Origin of the sequence: Arthrobacter sp. AFG20 (assembly GCF_002892795.1) — a bacterium.
Lineage (GTDB): Bacteria > Actinomycetota > Actinomycetes > Actinomycetales > Micrococcaceae > Arthrobacter.
This window is the reverse complement of sequence record NZ_PJMC01000007.1, coordinates 101545-115883: the sequence shown is the minus strand read 5'-3', so window position 1 is coordinate 115883 and position 14339 is coordinate 101545. Positions and strand designations below refer to the sequence as shown.

Below are 14339 nucleotides of genomic sequence, written 5' to 3'. Positions count from 1 at the left end.
AGCGCATGTGCGCCACGCACGCACCTCACAACAAGGAGAACCAAGAAGTGAAGATTTACGGTGAGAGTGAACGCAACACCGGCCTGCCGACGCCGCGTCTGACCCTCGACGACGGCAGGACCCACCCGGGTGCCTGGGTCAGTTTCCGCGATCCGGCCGTCGTCGACACTTTGGCTGCGGAAGGGTTCGACTGGATCTGCATCGACGGCCAGCACCGAGGCCCGGAAACCCATGAGATGCAGCCGCTGATCGAAGCTGCCCACCTGTTCTCTGTCCCGTCTATCGTCCGCGCACCTGGCCACGACATGGGAATCATCGGCCGGATCCTCGACTCGGGTGCCGGCGGGATCATCTTCCCGACCGTTGAGACTGCGGTATCGGCAGCGTCACTCATCGCCGCCTGCCGCTTCCCGTCCCGCGGAAACCGCAGCTACGGTCCGACCCGCCGCAGCCCGCGGTACCCGAAGCCTGTTCCGGGCAACCCGCAGGACGACACCCTGTGCATCCTGATGATCGAGACAGCCGGCGGCCTGGCGAACCTCGACGAGATTCTCGCGACCGGGCCGGACGGAATTTTTGTGGGACCTTACGACCTGTCCCTCAGCCTGGGCATCACCCTGGAGGAACTGACCGGCGAAGGGCAGGACGGGATCCTGGCCGACATCGCCCGCCGCTGTACGGCAGCCGGTGTCACGCCCGGCATCTACACCGGAGAGCCGGAGCTTTCCGAAAGGATGGCTGCCCTCGGATTCCGCTTCATGCCGACTGCCTCTGACACCGGGCTGCTGGCTGTTGCGGCGCGCAACGCGGTTTCCGCATCGCGGCGGCCTGCAGCAAGCGTCATGAACTGAGCAGCATCATGTCCTGTGTCATGCGAATCGCCCGGGCGGGAGGTCCGGGGTCAGCATCGGCGCCTGTTACCCCTGGAACAAGCCGCTGACGCTCACGCAGCGATCGAGTCACGGGCAACCACCGGCAAGGTCATCCTGCTCCCTTAGCTCAGGGCTGAACGCCCCGTTCGTTAATTGAAAGGGCATAGGATGGTTGTCGACAGCACGGGCCAGGGGCCCTGAGCTAACTCGAACCGGGAGCAGGCATGGCGGCGGGACGAAGCGCAGCAGAAGCAGACGAAGCACAGGGAACCGACGCGACGACTGCCGATGAGTCGGTAGACCTGACCAACAAGTCCGTCATCAAGGCCACTGTCCTGCTAAGTGAACTGGGCCGTCACCGCCAGGGCATCACCGTCACGGAACTGGCACAGGCCGTGGGCATGACCCGCCCGACGGCCTTCCGCCTGCTTCTGAGCCTGGAACAGACGGGCTTTGTGGACCGCGTGGACAACCGCTATCTGCTGGGCTGGCAGGTGGCCAGGCTGGGCAGGCTCGCCGACCCCTACACGGGGGCTGCTGCCAGGATCCAGCCAATCCTGGACGAATACGCCGCGAAGCTCAAAGAGACCATCAGCTTCGCCATGGTCCGGAGTGAAACGTCCTACGATGTGATCGCCGAAGCCTCGGGCTCCCGCTACCTGAACGCCACCCACCTGTACGTCGGCGGGAACTACCCCGCGCATGCCAGTGCTACGGGGAAACTCCTGCTTTCTGAGCTCAGCGATAAAGATATTGCCTCGACGCTGCCTGAGAAGCTGGAGTCCTACACCGCCCGCACCATCACCAACCGGAAGGCGCTCCTGCGAGAGATCCGACAGGTCCGAGAACAGGGCTATGCAGTCATTGATGAGGAGCTTGAAGAGGGTCTTTTCGCCGTCGCCTACCCTGTCCGTGACACTGCAAACGGACTGATCGGCGTGCTCGCTGCCCAGGGACCCGCCCAGCGGCTCAAATCGGACCGGCTGCCCGGGGTTGTCGATCAACTGCGTAAGGCCGCCGCCGACGTCGCGAAGGTTTTGTCCTAGCTGCTGCCCACACGCCCGATGGCGATACGTCTGCTGTAGCGATCAGGTGTTCGCCATGGCGATCAGGTGTTCACGCGAGGGGTATTTCCACTGCACGTAGTGGACTGGGAGGCCAGCGCGTTCAGCCACCAGGCCATGGGTGACACCGTCCGGGCCCTCGCTGCTGCTCACCTCGGTGATGCAGGCGATCAGGGCTGCGGTTCGCCTTTCATTGCGCGCCCGGAGGATGTCCGCCACCTGCTTAGGGGTCTTACGCCTTGCCTTTTGTCGCCAGTGTGTCATGTCCTTCCTCTGAGGGGAACTAGGAGGCGGTAGGGCCTTCAACGTACAGGCCGGCCCACGGGGTGCAGGTCAGCACATCGGAGCCCATGGACTGCTGGGCCGTGGGGCTCACCTTGCCAGCCAGCCTGCGCCCGGCGGTGGGGCGGTCGGAACGGGCGAACGCGATGAGAAGGATGCGGTGAAAGGTGCTCATGATGGGTTCCTCGCGGACTGCTGGGGGAACCAGGGGTTCCCGCGGGTGAAGTTTCGGATACCGGAAAGCCGCCGTTGGCCGACCGACACGACGTGCAGGTTATGAATTGCTTTTGAACGTGACGTTCATTTACTGAACGTAGCTCCATTGTGGCCTCTGTCACGGCATCTTGCAAGGGGGGCTGTTTGTGGCGCCAGTCGGAATGCTCCAGCGCGCGGCAGAAATGTGTCCGCGGCCGTCTTTGCAGCCATTGCGCCAGAAGGTGAGCCGTGCCACAATAGGAGTCGTTCATAGGTTGAACGTCGCGTTCAAGATTTGAACAGTAAGATTTTTACAGGACAAGGTCGGCCGGATACGCAGATGTACCGGACGGCAAGGCAGAAGGGAAGGAACCATGTCCATCTCAGTAGGTCACCGAGCAATTGCCAGCGCCTTCGGCTGGGGGCACGGCCCCTCCCGCCGCACCGCCACGCCGTCGCCCGCTACAACGACGGCGGCGGCACAGTCCGCCGTCCAGCCCGCCGCCGTCGAACTCGGCGAACTGGTGTGCTCCCCGTGGGAAGGCCTCTACCTCGCACAGGCCAACCCGGTGGCCGCGCGCGAAAACGAGGCCACAACCCGTCAGCAGCTGGACTCGTTCCTCAATAGCCTGATGTACGGCGAATAGGCACCAAGTACGCGTAGCGGAAAGCACACCAATCCAGACAAGCCATTGACCGCCGATTCTTCTGGAACAAGACTTTCAGTGGGCCAGCAGCCCGCTACCGTCGACCAGGAGGAGCCAGCGATGACCACCCAGGAAACCGAGGCAGAAGCGGCCTACCGGGCCGGCCGGGAATGGTTCAAGAGCGCGGTGGTGTACCAGATCTATCCGCGCAGCTTCGCGGACTCCGACGGCGATGGCATCGGCGACCTCCGCGGGATCATCGGCAAGCTGGACTACCTGCAAAAGCTGGGGGTCGACGTCGTCTGGCTGTCCCCGGTGTACCGGTCACCGCAGGATGACAACGGCTATGACATCAGCGACTACCGCGACATCGACCCCGTGTTCGGCGACCTGGAGACCCTCGACGAACTGCTGGACGGCCTGCACTCGCGGGACATGAAACTGGTGATGGACCTCGTGGTCAACCACACCTCGGACGAGCACCCGTGGTTCGTGGAATCCCGCTCCAGCAAGGACAACCCGAAGCGGGACTGGTACTGGTGGCGGCCGCCGCGTGAAGGCCGTGGGCTGGGAACAGCAGAACCAGGCACACCCGGCGCTGAGCCCAACAACTGGGGCTCTGCCTTCTCGGGGCCGGCCTGGGAGTACGACGCGGAGACAGGGGAGTACTACCTGCACCTGTTCTCCAGGAAGCAGCCGGACCTCAACTGGGAAAACCCGGAGGTGCGGGCAGCCGTTTACGACATGATGAACTGGTGGCTGGACCGGGGCGTGGACGGCTTCCGGATGGATGTCATCAACTTCATCTCCAAGGAGCAGTCGCTGCCGGACGGTCCGCAGGCCGAAGGGATGCTCTACGGCGACGGCGGCCCGTACTTCATCTGCGGGCCGCGCATCCACGAGTTCCTGCAGGAGATGCACCAGGAGGTTTTTGCGGGCCGGGACAAGGACCTGCTGACCGTGGGTGAGATGCCGGGCGTCACCGTCGAGGACGCCGCCCTGTTCACAGATCCCGGCCGGCGGGAGGTGGACATGGTGTTCCAGTTTGAGCACGTGGCCCTCGACCAGGAGGGCGGCAACAAGTGGCGGCCCAAGAAACTGCTGCTTACCGACCTCAAAAAGTCTTTGGGCCGCTGGCAGGAAGGGCTCGCCGAGAGCGGCTGGAACAGCCTCTACTGGGGCAACCACGACCAGGCCCGCGCCGTGTCCCGCTTCGGCGACGACGGCCAGTACCGGGAGCTGTCGGCGAAGATGCTGGCCGCCGTCCTGCACCTGCACCGCGGCACGCCGTACGTCTACCAGGGCGAAGAGCTGGGCATGACCAACATGGCGTTCGGCGCCATCAGCGACTACCGGGACATCGAAGTCCTCAACCACCACCGCGAAGCCACCACGCACCTGGGCCGCACCGACGCGGAGGTCCTCGCTGCCCTGGCGCCGCTGAACCGGGACAACGCCCGGACGCCCGTGCAGTGGGACGCCAGCCGGCATGGCGGCTTCACCACCGGTGCGCCCTGGATTGCCGTGAATCCGAACGCGAATAGGATCAACGCCGCGGCCCAGGTTGACGACCCCGGGTCGGTCTTCAGCTTCTATCGCAAGGTGATTGCCTTCCGGCACTCGGATCCCGTGGTCGCGTACGGGGATTTCAGCATGCTGCTGCCCGGCGACGAACACGTCTACGCGTTCAAGCGCTCGCTTCCGGACGCGGAGCTGCTGGTCCTTGGCAACTTTTCGGGGACCAACCGGACAGCTGGGATCGACGACGGCACCGGGTTTGACGCGGGCTCTCAGCTGGTGCTGGGCAACTATCCGCCGGACGCCGGCGAGGTGCAAACCTTCGACCTGCGCCCGTGGGAAGTGAAGGTCTACCGCCGGAACGTGTAGCGCAGCTTAGGGCGCCAGGCGGTCGCCGGGCCGGTGGACGCGGAACCAGCGGTAGCCGTACCGTCCCAGCTCAACGGTGAACCCGCCGTCGGCCTCCAACGGAACGTTCCCGCCGTCGAACAGATCCAGCAGGATGGCGTCCCTGAAAGCCCGCGGCGGACTGTCCCCGGATCCGACGTTCGCGGCGACCTTGACCGGAGCCTCGCCGAAGTTGTGCAGCAATACCACGGTGGCCTCCGCTGAGCTGCAGCGGTGCGCAAAAACGGCCGGCTCCGGCTGCTCCAGGACGGCGAACTCGCCCCAGCCGAGCTCCGGTGATTCCCGGTACCGCTGAATGAGCGCGACCATGAAGTTCCACAGCGACTCCGGGTCCCGTTTGGCGCTGGCCGCGTTGACCTTTTCCGGGCCGTACTCCCCGCGGACCAGCGGGACCACCAGCTCGGACACCTTCGCGCTGGAGAAGCCGCCGTTCTTTTCGTCGTTCCACTGCATGGGCGTGCGGACGGCGGCGCGGCCCTTCTGCCGCAGGTCCTCGCCCATGCCGATCTCCTCGCCGTAGAAGAGGACCGGTGTGCCGGGCAGGGAAAACATCAGCGAGTAGGCCATCCGGATCCGGTCGGGGTCGCCGTCCAGCATCGGCGGCAGCCGGCGCCGCAGTCCCCGGCCGTAGAGCTGCATGTTCTTGTCCGGTCCGAAGGCGGCGAAGACCTCTTCCCGCTCCCCGTCGCTGAGCTTGTCCAGCGTGAGTTCGTCATGGTTGCGCACGAACATTGCCCAGTGGTTGTCGGGATGCAGCCGCGGACGCGTTTTCAGCGTCTCGGCCAGCGGACGGGCATCCTGCCTGGCGAGCGACAGGTAGATGTGCTGCATGGACATGAAGTCGAACTGCATGTTCAGCTCGTTGCCTTCGGCGCCGCCGAAATACTCCAGCTGGTCCTTGTACGGCAGGTTCACCTCGCCCAGCAGCACCGCACCACCGTTGCGCCGGTTGACGAAGCTGCGCAGGGCGCTGAGGTAATCGTGCGGGTCGATGGTGGCCGCCTCGTCCTTGGGCGCGCCGCGGGTCTCCAGGAAAAACGGCACCGCATCCAGCCGGAATCCGTCCAGCCCGAGCTCCAGCCAGAGGCCCATGGCCTTGGCGATCTCATTACGGACTTTGGGGTTGGTGACGTTGAGGTCCGGCTGGTGCTCCATGAACATGTGCAGGTACCACTCGCCGGTGGCGTCGTCCTGGGTCCAGATGGAGGTCTGCTCGCCCGGGAACACCACTTCCGAGGACGTGTCCGGCGGCGGGTCGCTCCGCCAGACGTAGTAGTCCCGGTACGGGTTGTCCACGGATTTGCGGGCCTCGACGAACCAGGGGTGCTGGTTGGAGGTGTGGTTGACCACGAAGTCCGCGATCACCCGGATGCCACGGTCCTTCGCGGTGCGGATGAACTCCACAAAGTCGCCCAGCGTGCCCAACCGGCGGTCGACGTCGAAGAAGTCCGTCACGTCGTACCCGTCGTCGCGGTCCGGGGACGGATAGAAGGGCATAAGCCAGATACAGTTCACACCCAGCGCCGCCAGGTAGTCCACGCGCTGGGTCAGGCCGTTGAAATCGCCGGTGCCGTCGCCGTCGTGGTCAAAGAAGGTCTCCACGTCCAGGCAGTAGACGACGGCGGTTTTCCACCACAGGTCCGATGTCTCCGCAATGTTCATGCCACCGGCACCTTCCGCAGCTGCGGCAGGACACTGTCCGCGAAGGCGTCGATAAACGGTGCCTGGTCCTGCCCCACGAAGTGCAGGTACAGCTCGTCGAAGCCGAGGTCCAGGTACTCGCCCAGCCACTGCACGTGGCGGTCCAGGCTGGCGGAGACGTTCACCGATTTCCGGACCTGCCCTTCCCCGACGTCGGCGCTGACGCCGTCGAAGTGCGCCGCCGTCGGCAAGTCCCAGGGGATGGGCGGGGCGAAGACATTCGAACTCCACTGGTCCAGGGCAATGGCGACGGCGTCTTCCTCCCGGGGCGCCCAGGACAGGTGGATCTGCAGTACGGCCTTCCCCTTGCCGCCTTCGGACCGATACGCCGCCAGCATTTCGGTGAGTTTCTCGGCCGGCTGGTTCACCGTTACCAGGCCGTCAGCCCAGCCGGCGGCCCGCCGAGCTGTTTCCACGCTGATGGCTGGTGCGATCAGGGGCGGCGGCGGCGAGGGCACATCCCAGATCCGCGCCTGCTCCACGGTGACCAGGCCGTGGTGGGTGACTTCCTCGCCGGCGTGCAGCCGGCGGATGACGTCCACGCACTCCTCCAGCCGTTGCTGGCGGGTCTCCTTGAGCGGCCAGGGGTCGCCGGTGACGTGCTCGTTCATGTTCTCGCCGCTGCCCGGGGCCATCCAGAACCGGCCGGGGAACATGGATGCCAGCGTGGCCGAGGCGTGGGCGATGATGGCCGGGTGGTACCGCTGTCCCGGCGCGGTGACCACGCCGAAGCGCAGGCTGGTGCTGGCCAGGGCAGCGCCGAGCCAGGACCACGCGAAGCCCGAGTGCCCCTGCCGCGCCGACCACGGTTCGATGTGGTCCGAGCACATGGCGGCGTCGAAGCCCGCCTCCTCGGCGAGCCGGACGTCCTTCAGGAGCTGGCCGGGGCTGATCTGTTCGTGCGATGCGTGGAAACCGATAGCTGCCATCGTTAATGTCTACCGGCGGGCGGGAGCCCTGTCGAGGGTGGGGGCTAGTCGAGGTGGGCGCGGCGGGAGTGGTCCGGTCCCGGGGGTAGCGTCCGGCAAGGTCCCGGGCAAGAATGGGGCCTATGCAGCTGCCGGTCATGCCCCCTGTCGCCCCCATGCTGGCCAAATCGGTCGGCGCCATCCCTGAAGGCCGCCTGAGTTACGAGCCCAAGTGGGACGGATTCCGCTCCATCGTCTTCCGGGACGGCGACGACGTGGAGATCGGCAGCCGCAACGAGAAGCCGATGACGCGCTACTTCCCCGAACTCGTGGAGGCGCTGAAGGCCAACCTGCCGCCCAAATGCGTGCTCGACGGCGAGATCATCCTGGTGGGCTCCTCCGGCGACCGGCTGGACTTCGATGCCCTGCAGCAGCGGATCCATCCCGCTGCCAGCAGGGTCAAGATGCTCTCGGAACAGACGCCGGCGAAGTTCGTGGCCTTCGACCTGCTCGCCCTCGGCGACGAGGACTTCAGCGGCCGTCCGTTCGCCGAACGGCGCGCGGCCTTGGAAGAGGCGTTTGCCTCAGCCGGCGCCCCGGTTCACCTGACCGCCGCAACACAGGATCCGGAGCTGGCCGGAAAATGGTTCCACCAGTTCGAGGGCGCCGGCCTGGACGGAATCATTGCCAAGCCGCTGGACGGGCCATACCAGCCGGACAAGCGTGTGATGTTTAAGATCAAGCACGAACGGACCGCGGACTGCGTCCTGGCCGGCTACCGCGTGCACAAGAGCGGCCCGGACGCGATCGGCTCGCTGCTGCTGGGTCTGTACAGGCCCGACGGCGAACTCGCCAGCGTAGGTGTGGTGGGCGCCTTTCCGATGAAGCGGCGCAAGGAGCTTTTCGAGGAGCTCCAGCCCCTGGTCACCAGCTTCGACGAGCACCCGTGGGCCTGGGCCAAGCAGGAGGACGGCACCCGGACACCCCGCAACGCGGAGGGAAGCCGGTGGAGTGCGGGCAAGGACCTGTCCTTCACGCCGCTCCGGCCGGAGCGGGTGCTGGAAGTGAAATACGACCACATGGAAGGTGAGCGGTTCCGCCACACGGCGCAGTTCGTCCGCTGGCGGCCGGACCGGGACCCGGAGTCCTGCACCTATGAACAGCTCGAGGAACCGGTGAAGTTCGACCTCGCCGAGGTGCTCGCCACCTGAGGGCCAGTTAAAGCCCGACAATGGCCCGCCGTCGTGACCTTCTTTAAGCCCAAAATCGGCCCAAAACGCGGCGACCCGCCGGTCGTGACCCGGTTTGGGGAGCAAACGGGGTCACGACGGCGGGTCGCGCCTGGGGCAGGCGGACTGCGGGCTACTTGAGCCCGAGCTCCTTGGTGGGAACCTTGAAGGTCTCCTTTGCCGTAAAGGCGGAGACGGCGGCGATGACGCAGATGACCGCGGTGAAGATGCTGATCTGCACCCAGCCGCCGGGCTTGATGCCGCCCATGGCCGCGACGATGGCAGGGGCGAAGCCGGCCATGAGGAAGCCGAGCTGGGTGCCGATGGCCAGGCCGGAGAAGCGGACCTTGGTGCTGAACATCTCGGCATAGAAGGACGGCCAGACCGCGTTCGAGGCTGCGTAGCCACAGGAGAAGAAGACGATGGCGGCCACGAACATCAGCGGCACGTTGCCGGACTCAAGGCTCAGCAGGAACAGCGGGGCCAGCGCCGCGCTGGACAGGGCGCCGTAGATGAACACGGGCTTCCGGCCGATCCGGTCCGCCAGCTTGCCGAACAGCGGCTGGGTGCCCAGTGCAACGAGGTTGGCGCCCACCACGAGCCAGAGCGTGGTGGTGCCGTCCACGCCGGCAACGGTCTTGGCGTAGCTGATGGCGAGGGTGCCGAACACCGTGGAGACGGCGGCGATGAAGGCACAGCAGATGACCCGGAGGACGTCGCGCCAGTGGGCCTTGAGCAGGTCGGCCACGGGCAGCTTGGCGATCTGGGCTGACTTCTGGGCGGCTTCGAAGGCCGGCGGCTCGTGCAGGCTGCGGCGGATGAAGAAGGCAACAATGACAACCACGGCGCTGAGCCAGAAGGGGATCCGCCAGCCGATGCCGTACTTGAGCTCGTCGGGCAGCGCGAGCACCGGAATGAAGACGAGGGCCGCCAGGATCTGGCCGCCCTGCGTGCCGGTCAGGGTCCACGACGTGAAGAAGGAACGCTGGTTGTCCGGAGCGTGCTCCAGCGTCATGGAGGATGCGCCGGCCTGTTCACCGGCCGCGGAGAGGCCCTGGCAGAGGCGGGCCAGCACCAGCAGGGCCGGAGCCCACCAGCCGACGGTGTTGAAGTCCGGCAGGCAGCCGATCAGGAAGGTGGAGGCGCCCATGAGGACCAGGGTGAACATGAGGACCTTGCGCCGGCCCACCCGGTCACCAAAGTGTCCCAGGACAACGGCGCCGATGGGCCGCGCGATGTAGGCAAAACCAAACGTCGCAAAGGACATGATGGCGGCGTTGGCGTCGGCGCTCGGGAAAAACACGTGCGGGAAGATCAGTGCGGCTGCCGAGCCGAAGATAAAGAAGTCGTAGTACTCGACGGCGCTGCCGAGGAAGCTGGCAAGGGCTGCCTTCTTCGGTGTCCCGGCCGGGGCAACAGTGCCCGGCGCGGCGGACGGAATGGTCTGGCTCATGGTGTTCCTTCAGGGGGACGACGTTGTCGCGGGATAAATCAGGTCGCGGCCGCCGTCCTTGTTGGGAGGGGGCGGTGGAGGTCCTTGGAAGACCCGGACTTAGTAGCCACATGGTGAGAGCTACTTGTGCGATACAGCAATGATGGCTGTGAGGACAGTCACCTGTCAAGAAACCTGCTCACGATCTAGAAATAGCTCTCACATTGTGGCAACATCGACTTATGAGTGTGAAGGAAGCCACAGGCGAAGACGCCTCCGCAGATACCCCCGTTGAAGCAGCAGCACCCGCCAAGGGGGAGCCCCGCACCGACATGGTGGGCAAGGCCCTGGGCCTGCTGGTGCTGCTGGGGGATGAGCCCCGCGGAGCCAGCGCGGCAGAGATTTCCCGGCGCGCGGACCTTCCCTTCAGCACCACCTACCGGCTCCTCGGCTCGCTCACCCGCGATGGGTTCGTGGACTACGAGCCGGACGGCCGCCGGTACCACCTCGGCCTGCGCATCTTCCAGCTGGGCCAGCGGGTCTCCAACCACCACGGCTTCGCCGGCACGGCGCTGCCCATCCTGCGCCGCGTCACAGAGCAGACGGGGGAAGCCACCATCCTCTCCGTCCGCGACGGCATCCACCACCTCACGGTGAACAAGGTGGACGGCCCGCAGACCTTCCGCGTGACCAGTGACCCCGGGTTTCTCGGCGCGCTCCACACCACCTCCGTCGGCAAGGCGCTCGTCGCGTTCGCGGAGGATGAGGACCGCGAACGGCTGCTTGAGGAGCTTCCGCTGGAGCCGCTGACCACCCTGTCCATCACCGACCGGGACGCCTTCCGCGCCGAGATCGAGAAGGTCCGGCGGCAGGGATACGCGGTCATGGATGAGGAAAACGAGCTGGGCATGCGCGCCATAGCCGTGCCCGTCTTCAACTCCCAGGGCGTCGCTTTTGCGTCCCTGGCCACCGCTGCTCCGGTGTTCCGGCTCAGCATGGAGGCGATGGTGGCGCTGGTTCCGCTCCTGCAGGCGGCCGCCGTCGAGCTTTCCGCCCGGCTGCCCCAGCGCTAGAGTCGCGCCGGCAGTGCTGCCCAAAGCCACCTTGTTCGTATCTAGAACAAAAGTGCATCATATGAACTTTTCCTGTACTGTTATCCGTATCACCCGGCCAGCGTGGGGCGCAGCAGGCGCCCAAGCCGGTCGAGTGCCGTTGTCAAAGGAGCCGCACGCATGAGCAATCGAACCGAGTCCTACCTCATAGGACTTGTCGGGGACGGCGTGATGCCGTCGCTCTCGCCCCCCATGCACGAGCGCGAAGGCGACGTCCAGGGCGTCCGCTACCTGTACCGGCCCATCGACCTGCACGAGCTCGACCTGCCGGCCACCGCCGTCGGCGACCTGCTGCAAAGCGCCTACCGGATGGGCTTCAACGGGCTGAACATCACGCACCCGTGCAAGCAGCTGGTCCTCCAGCACCTCGACGAGATCGCCCCGGATGCCGAACGCCTGGGCGCCGTCAATACCGTGGTGATCCAGGACGGCCGGTTCATCGGCCACAACACAGACTTCTCCGGCTTTGCCGCCGCCCTCGCCTCCGGACTTCCGGACGCCCAGCTGGACCGCGTGGTGCAGCTGGGAGCGGGCGGCGCCGGATCCGCCGTCGCCTACGCCCTGCTCACGGCCGGCGTGCAGACGCTGGAACTCGTGGACATGGATCCGGCGCGCTGCGCCGAACGCGCCGCCGAACTGGCCGGCTTCTTCCCGGACCGCACCGTCACCGCACGCACGACGGCGGAGCTGCCGCAGCTGATGCCCGCCGCTGACGGGCTGGTGCACTGCACCCCCGTGGGGATGGCCGCCCACCCCGGCACCCCGCTGGACATGGCCCTCGTGGAGCCCCGGCACTGGGTGGCGGACATCGTCTACCGCCCCATCGAAACCGAGCTCGTCCGCGAATCGCGGGCCAAGGGCTGCCAGGTGCTGGACGGCGGGCGCATGGCCGTGGGCCAGGCCGCCGACGCTTTCCGGATCTTCACCGGGCTCGAACCAGACGCCGAACGGATGCGCTCGCACTTCCTGGAGCTCATCGCCGCGGAAGGGGTGGCCGTCTGATGCGCACCGGAATCGCCACCGTTTGCCTCTCCGGCACGCTGAAGGAAAAGATGCAGGCCTGCGCCATAGCGGGCTTCGACGGCATCGAAATTTTCGAACAGGACCTGGTCACCTCGTCGCTGAGCCCCGAGGACGTTCGCAAGATGGCCGCGGACCTGGGCCTCACGCTGGACCTCTACCAGCCGTTCCGGGACTTCGACAGCGTGACCGAGGACCTGCTGGCAGCAAACCTCCGCCGGGCCGAGGCCAAGTTCCGGCTCATGTCCCGGCTGGGCATGGACACCATCCTGGTCTGCACCAACGTTGCCACCGCCACGATCGACGACGACGAGCTCCGCGCCGCGCAGCTCGCCGCCCTGGCTGACCTCGCGGGCGAGCACGGCGTCAAGGTCGCCTACGAGGCCCTCGCGTGGGGCAAGTACGTCAACGACTACGAGCACGCCCACCGCCTCGTGGAGATGGTGGACCATCCCAACCTCGGCACCTGCCTGGACTCCTTCCACATCCTGTCCCGGGACTGGGACACTGCGCCCATCGAGGCCATCAGCGCGGACAAGATCTTCTTCGTGCAGGTGGCCGACGCCCCCAAGCTCTCCATGGACGTGCTCTCCTGGAGCCGGCACTACCGCGTCTTCCCGGGCGAGGGCCAGTTCGAGCTCGCCAAGTTCATGGGCCACGTGGTCCGCGCCGGCTACACCGGGCCGGTCTCGCTGGAGGTCTTCAACGACGTCTTCCGCCAGTCCGACGTCGAACGCACCGCCGTCGACGCGATGCGCTCGCTGATCTGGCTGGAGGAGCAGAGCGCCAAGTGGCTGGACACGAACGCGCCGGCCGTCAGCGGTGGTGCCACGGGCACTGTTGCTGGTGGTCCTCCGGCCCGTGCCCGCCGTCGTTATCCCATGGAACTGGCCACGCTGCCGCAGGTGGCAGAGCCCGCCGGCTTCAACTTCGCCGAGGTCAAGGCCGCGGACACCGGAGTGCTGGAAACCGTCCTCGGCCAGCTCGGCTTCGAGTTCAACGGCCGCCACCGCACCAAGGACGTCCAGCTCTGGACCATGGGCCACGCCCGGGTGATCATCAACGAACAGGCCCCCGAAGCCGCCGAACCGGCCATCGCCGCCCTGGGGTTCGACGTCGACTCCCCGGTGATTGCCTCGGCCCGCGCCCAGCAGCTCAAGGCCCCGGTGGTTCCCCGGAAGAGCCAGGCCAACGAGGAAGTGTTCCAGGGCTTCGCCGCCCCCGACTCCACGGAGATCTTCCTGTGCCAGGGCAGCCCGGACGGTACCGCCGCCTGGACGCGTGAGTTCGGTGAGGGGCTCGAGGTACCTTCCGGCGCCCGGACGGCGGTGATCGACCACGTGAACCTGGCCCAGCCGTGGCAGCACTTCGACGAGGCTGTCCTCTTCTACACGAGCGCACTTGCGCTGGAGCCGCAGCCGTACGCCGAGGTGGCCAGCCCCAGCGGCCTGGTCCGGTCCCAGGTCATGCAGACCTCGGACCGGGACGTGCGCCTCGTCCTGAACCTGGCCCCGGTCATCCAGCAGGACGGCGCGGACCCGGGGACGGCCCCACGGAGGACCTACCAGGAGCACATCGCCTTCGCGGTGGATGACCTGGTGGCCACCGCCCGCGCCGCGCGCGACCGGGGGCTGGCCTTCCTGCAGATCCCGGAGAACTACTACGAGGATCTGGACGCCCGCTTCGACCTCGACCCCGGTTTCCTGGACACGCTCCGGGACCTCAACCTGCTGTACGACCGCGACGCCGACGGCGAGTTCCTGCACTTCTACACCGCCACGGTGGGCAGCGTGTTCTTCGAAATGGTGGAACGCCGCGGCAACTACGACGGCTACGGGGCGCCCAACGCACCGGTGCGCCACGCCGTCCAGTACGACCACCTGCACGACCTGACCCAAACCAACCACTGATTGCCCAACCACAGATTGCCCAACCACAGATTGAAAGGAGG

14 protein-coding genes are annotated in these 14339 nt (G+C 66.4%); 9 read left to right on the top strand and 5 right to left on the bottom strand.

The features are described 5' to 3' along the window. Positions 1 to 47 precede the first annotated feature (47 nt). The 3 genes from CXZ05_RS10365 to CXZ05_RS10360 all read left to right on the top strand — a co-directional run bounded on the left by CXZ05_RS10365 (position 48) and on the right by CXZ05_RS10360 (position 1918). Positions 48 to 851 carry an HpcH/HpaI aldolase/citrate lyase family protein gene (locus tag CXZ05_RS10365; protein ID WP_180987351.1) on the top strand — a complete coding sequence of 268 codons (804 nt, stop codon included), beginning with the start codon at positions 48 to 50 and terminating at the stop codon, positions 849 to 851. Between the two features lie 15 nt (positions 852 to 866). Further along, positions 867 to 998 (top strand): zinc-binding dehydrogenase, encoded by a 132-nt coding sequence (locus CXZ05_RS23690; protein WP_374754646.1) that lies wholly within the window; start codon positions 867 to 869, stop codon positions 996 to 998. A gap of 98 nt (positions 999 to 1096) precedes the next feature. Then, positions 1097 to 1918, top strand: a complete 822-nt coding sequence (locus tag CXZ05_RS10360) for an IclR family transcriptional regulator (RefSeq protein ID WP_102972526.1) — start codon at positions 1097 to 1099, stop codon at positions 1916 to 1918. A gap of 42 nt (positions 1919 to 1960) precedes the next feature. On the opposite strand, the gene CXZ05_RS10355 is transcribed toward CXZ05_RS10360, so the two are convergent. Both CXZ05_RS10355 and CXZ05_RS23095 read right to left on the bottom strand, forming a co-directional pair. Further along, complete coding sequence (locus CXZ05_RS10355; protein WP_146033083.1) at positions 1961 to 2200, bottom strand: hypothetical protein; 240 nt, start codon at positions 2198 to 2200, stop codon at positions 1961 to 1963. A gap of 19 nt (positions 2201 to 2219) precedes the next feature. Next, positions 2220 to 2393 carry a hypothetical protein gene (locus CXZ05_RS23095; RefSeq protein ID WP_180987350.1) on the bottom strand — a complete coding sequence of 58 codons (174 nt, stop codon included), beginning with the start codon at positions 2391 to 2393 and terminating at the stop codon, positions 2220 to 2222. Positions 2394 to 2787: 394 nt separating this feature from the next. Between CXZ05_RS23095 and CXZ05_RS10350 the strand changes: the two genes are divergently transcribed. After that, positions 2788 to 3060, top strand: coding sequence for a hypothetical protein (locus CXZ05_RS10350; protein ID WP_102972524.1), 273 nt, complete (start codon positions 2788 to 2790; stop codon positions 3058 to 3060). Between the two features lie 120 nt (positions 3061 to 3180). Next, positions 3181 to 4947 (top strand): alpha-glucosidase, encoded by a 1767-nt coding sequence (locus CXZ05_RS10345; protein ID WP_102972523.1) that lies wholly within the window; start codon positions 3181 to 3183, stop codon positions 4945 to 4947. Between the two features lie 6 nt (positions 4948 to 4953). Here the strand turns inward: CXZ05_RS10345 and CXZ05_RS10340 are convergent, their stop codons facing one another. Then, positions 4954 to 6648 (bottom strand): alpha-amylase family protein, encoded by a 1695-nt coding sequence (locus CXZ05_RS10340; protein ID WP_102972522.1) that lies wholly within the window; start codon positions 6646 to 6648, stop codon positions 4954 to 4956. After that, positions 6645 to 7616 (bottom strand): TIGR03885 family FMN-dependent LLM class oxidoreductase, encoded by a 972-nt coding sequence (locus CXZ05_RS10335; RefSeq protein ID WP_102972521.1) that lies wholly within the window; start codon positions 7614 to 7616, stop codon positions 6645 to 6647. Before CXZ05_RS10335 ends, CXZ05_RS10340 begins: the two co-directional genes overlap by 4 nt. A gap of 122 nt (positions 7617 to 7738) precedes the next feature. Here CXZ05_RS10335 and CXZ05_RS10330 point away from each other — a divergent pair, with 122 nt between their 5' ends. After that, entirely contained in the window at positions 7739 to 8806 is a 1068-nt protein-coding gene (locus CXZ05_RS10330) for an ATP-dependent DNA ligase (RefSeq protein ID WP_102972520.1), read from the top strand. Between the two features lie 151 nt (positions 8807 to 8957). On the opposite strand, the gene CXZ05_RS10325 is transcribed toward CXZ05_RS10330, so the two are convergent. Beyond that, positions 8958 to 10277 carry an MFS transporter gene (locus tag CXZ05_RS10325; protein WP_102972519.1) on the bottom strand — a complete coding sequence of 440 codons (1320 nt, stop codon included), beginning with the start codon at positions 10275 to 10277 and terminating at the stop codon, positions 8958 to 8960. A 221-nt stretch (positions 10278 to 10498) separates the two neighbouring features. Here CXZ05_RS10325 and CXZ05_RS10320 point away from each other — a divergent pair, with 221 nt between their 5' ends. The 3 genes from CXZ05_RS10320 to CXZ05_RS10310 all read left to right on the top strand — a co-directional run bounded on the left by CXZ05_RS10320 (position 10499) and on the right by CXZ05_RS10310 (position 14298). Continuing rightward, positions 10499 to 11329: an IclR family transcriptional regulator gene (locus CXZ05_RS10320; RefSeq protein ID WP_180987349.1), complete on the top strand. Its 831-nt coding sequence runs from the start codon at positions 10499 to 10501 to the stop codon at positions 11327 to 11329. A 159-nt stretch (positions 11330 to 11488) separates the two neighbouring features. Continuing rightward, a complete protein-coding gene (locus CXZ05_RS10315) occupies positions 11489 to 12370 on the top strand; it encodes a shikimate dehydrogenase (RefSeq protein WP_102972518.1) in 882 nt (293 codons plus the stop codon). Continuing rightward, positions 12370 to 14298: a bifunctional sugar phosphate isomerase/epimerase/4-hydroxyphenylpyruvate dioxygenase family protein gene (locus CXZ05_RS10310; RefSeq protein WP_102972517.1), complete on the top strand. Its 1929-nt coding sequence runs from the start codon at positions 12370 to 12372 to the stop codon at positions 14296 to 14298. Before CXZ05_RS10315 ends, CXZ05_RS10310 begins: the two co-directional genes overlap by 1 nt. Positions 14299 to 14339: the final 41 nt, after the last annotated feature.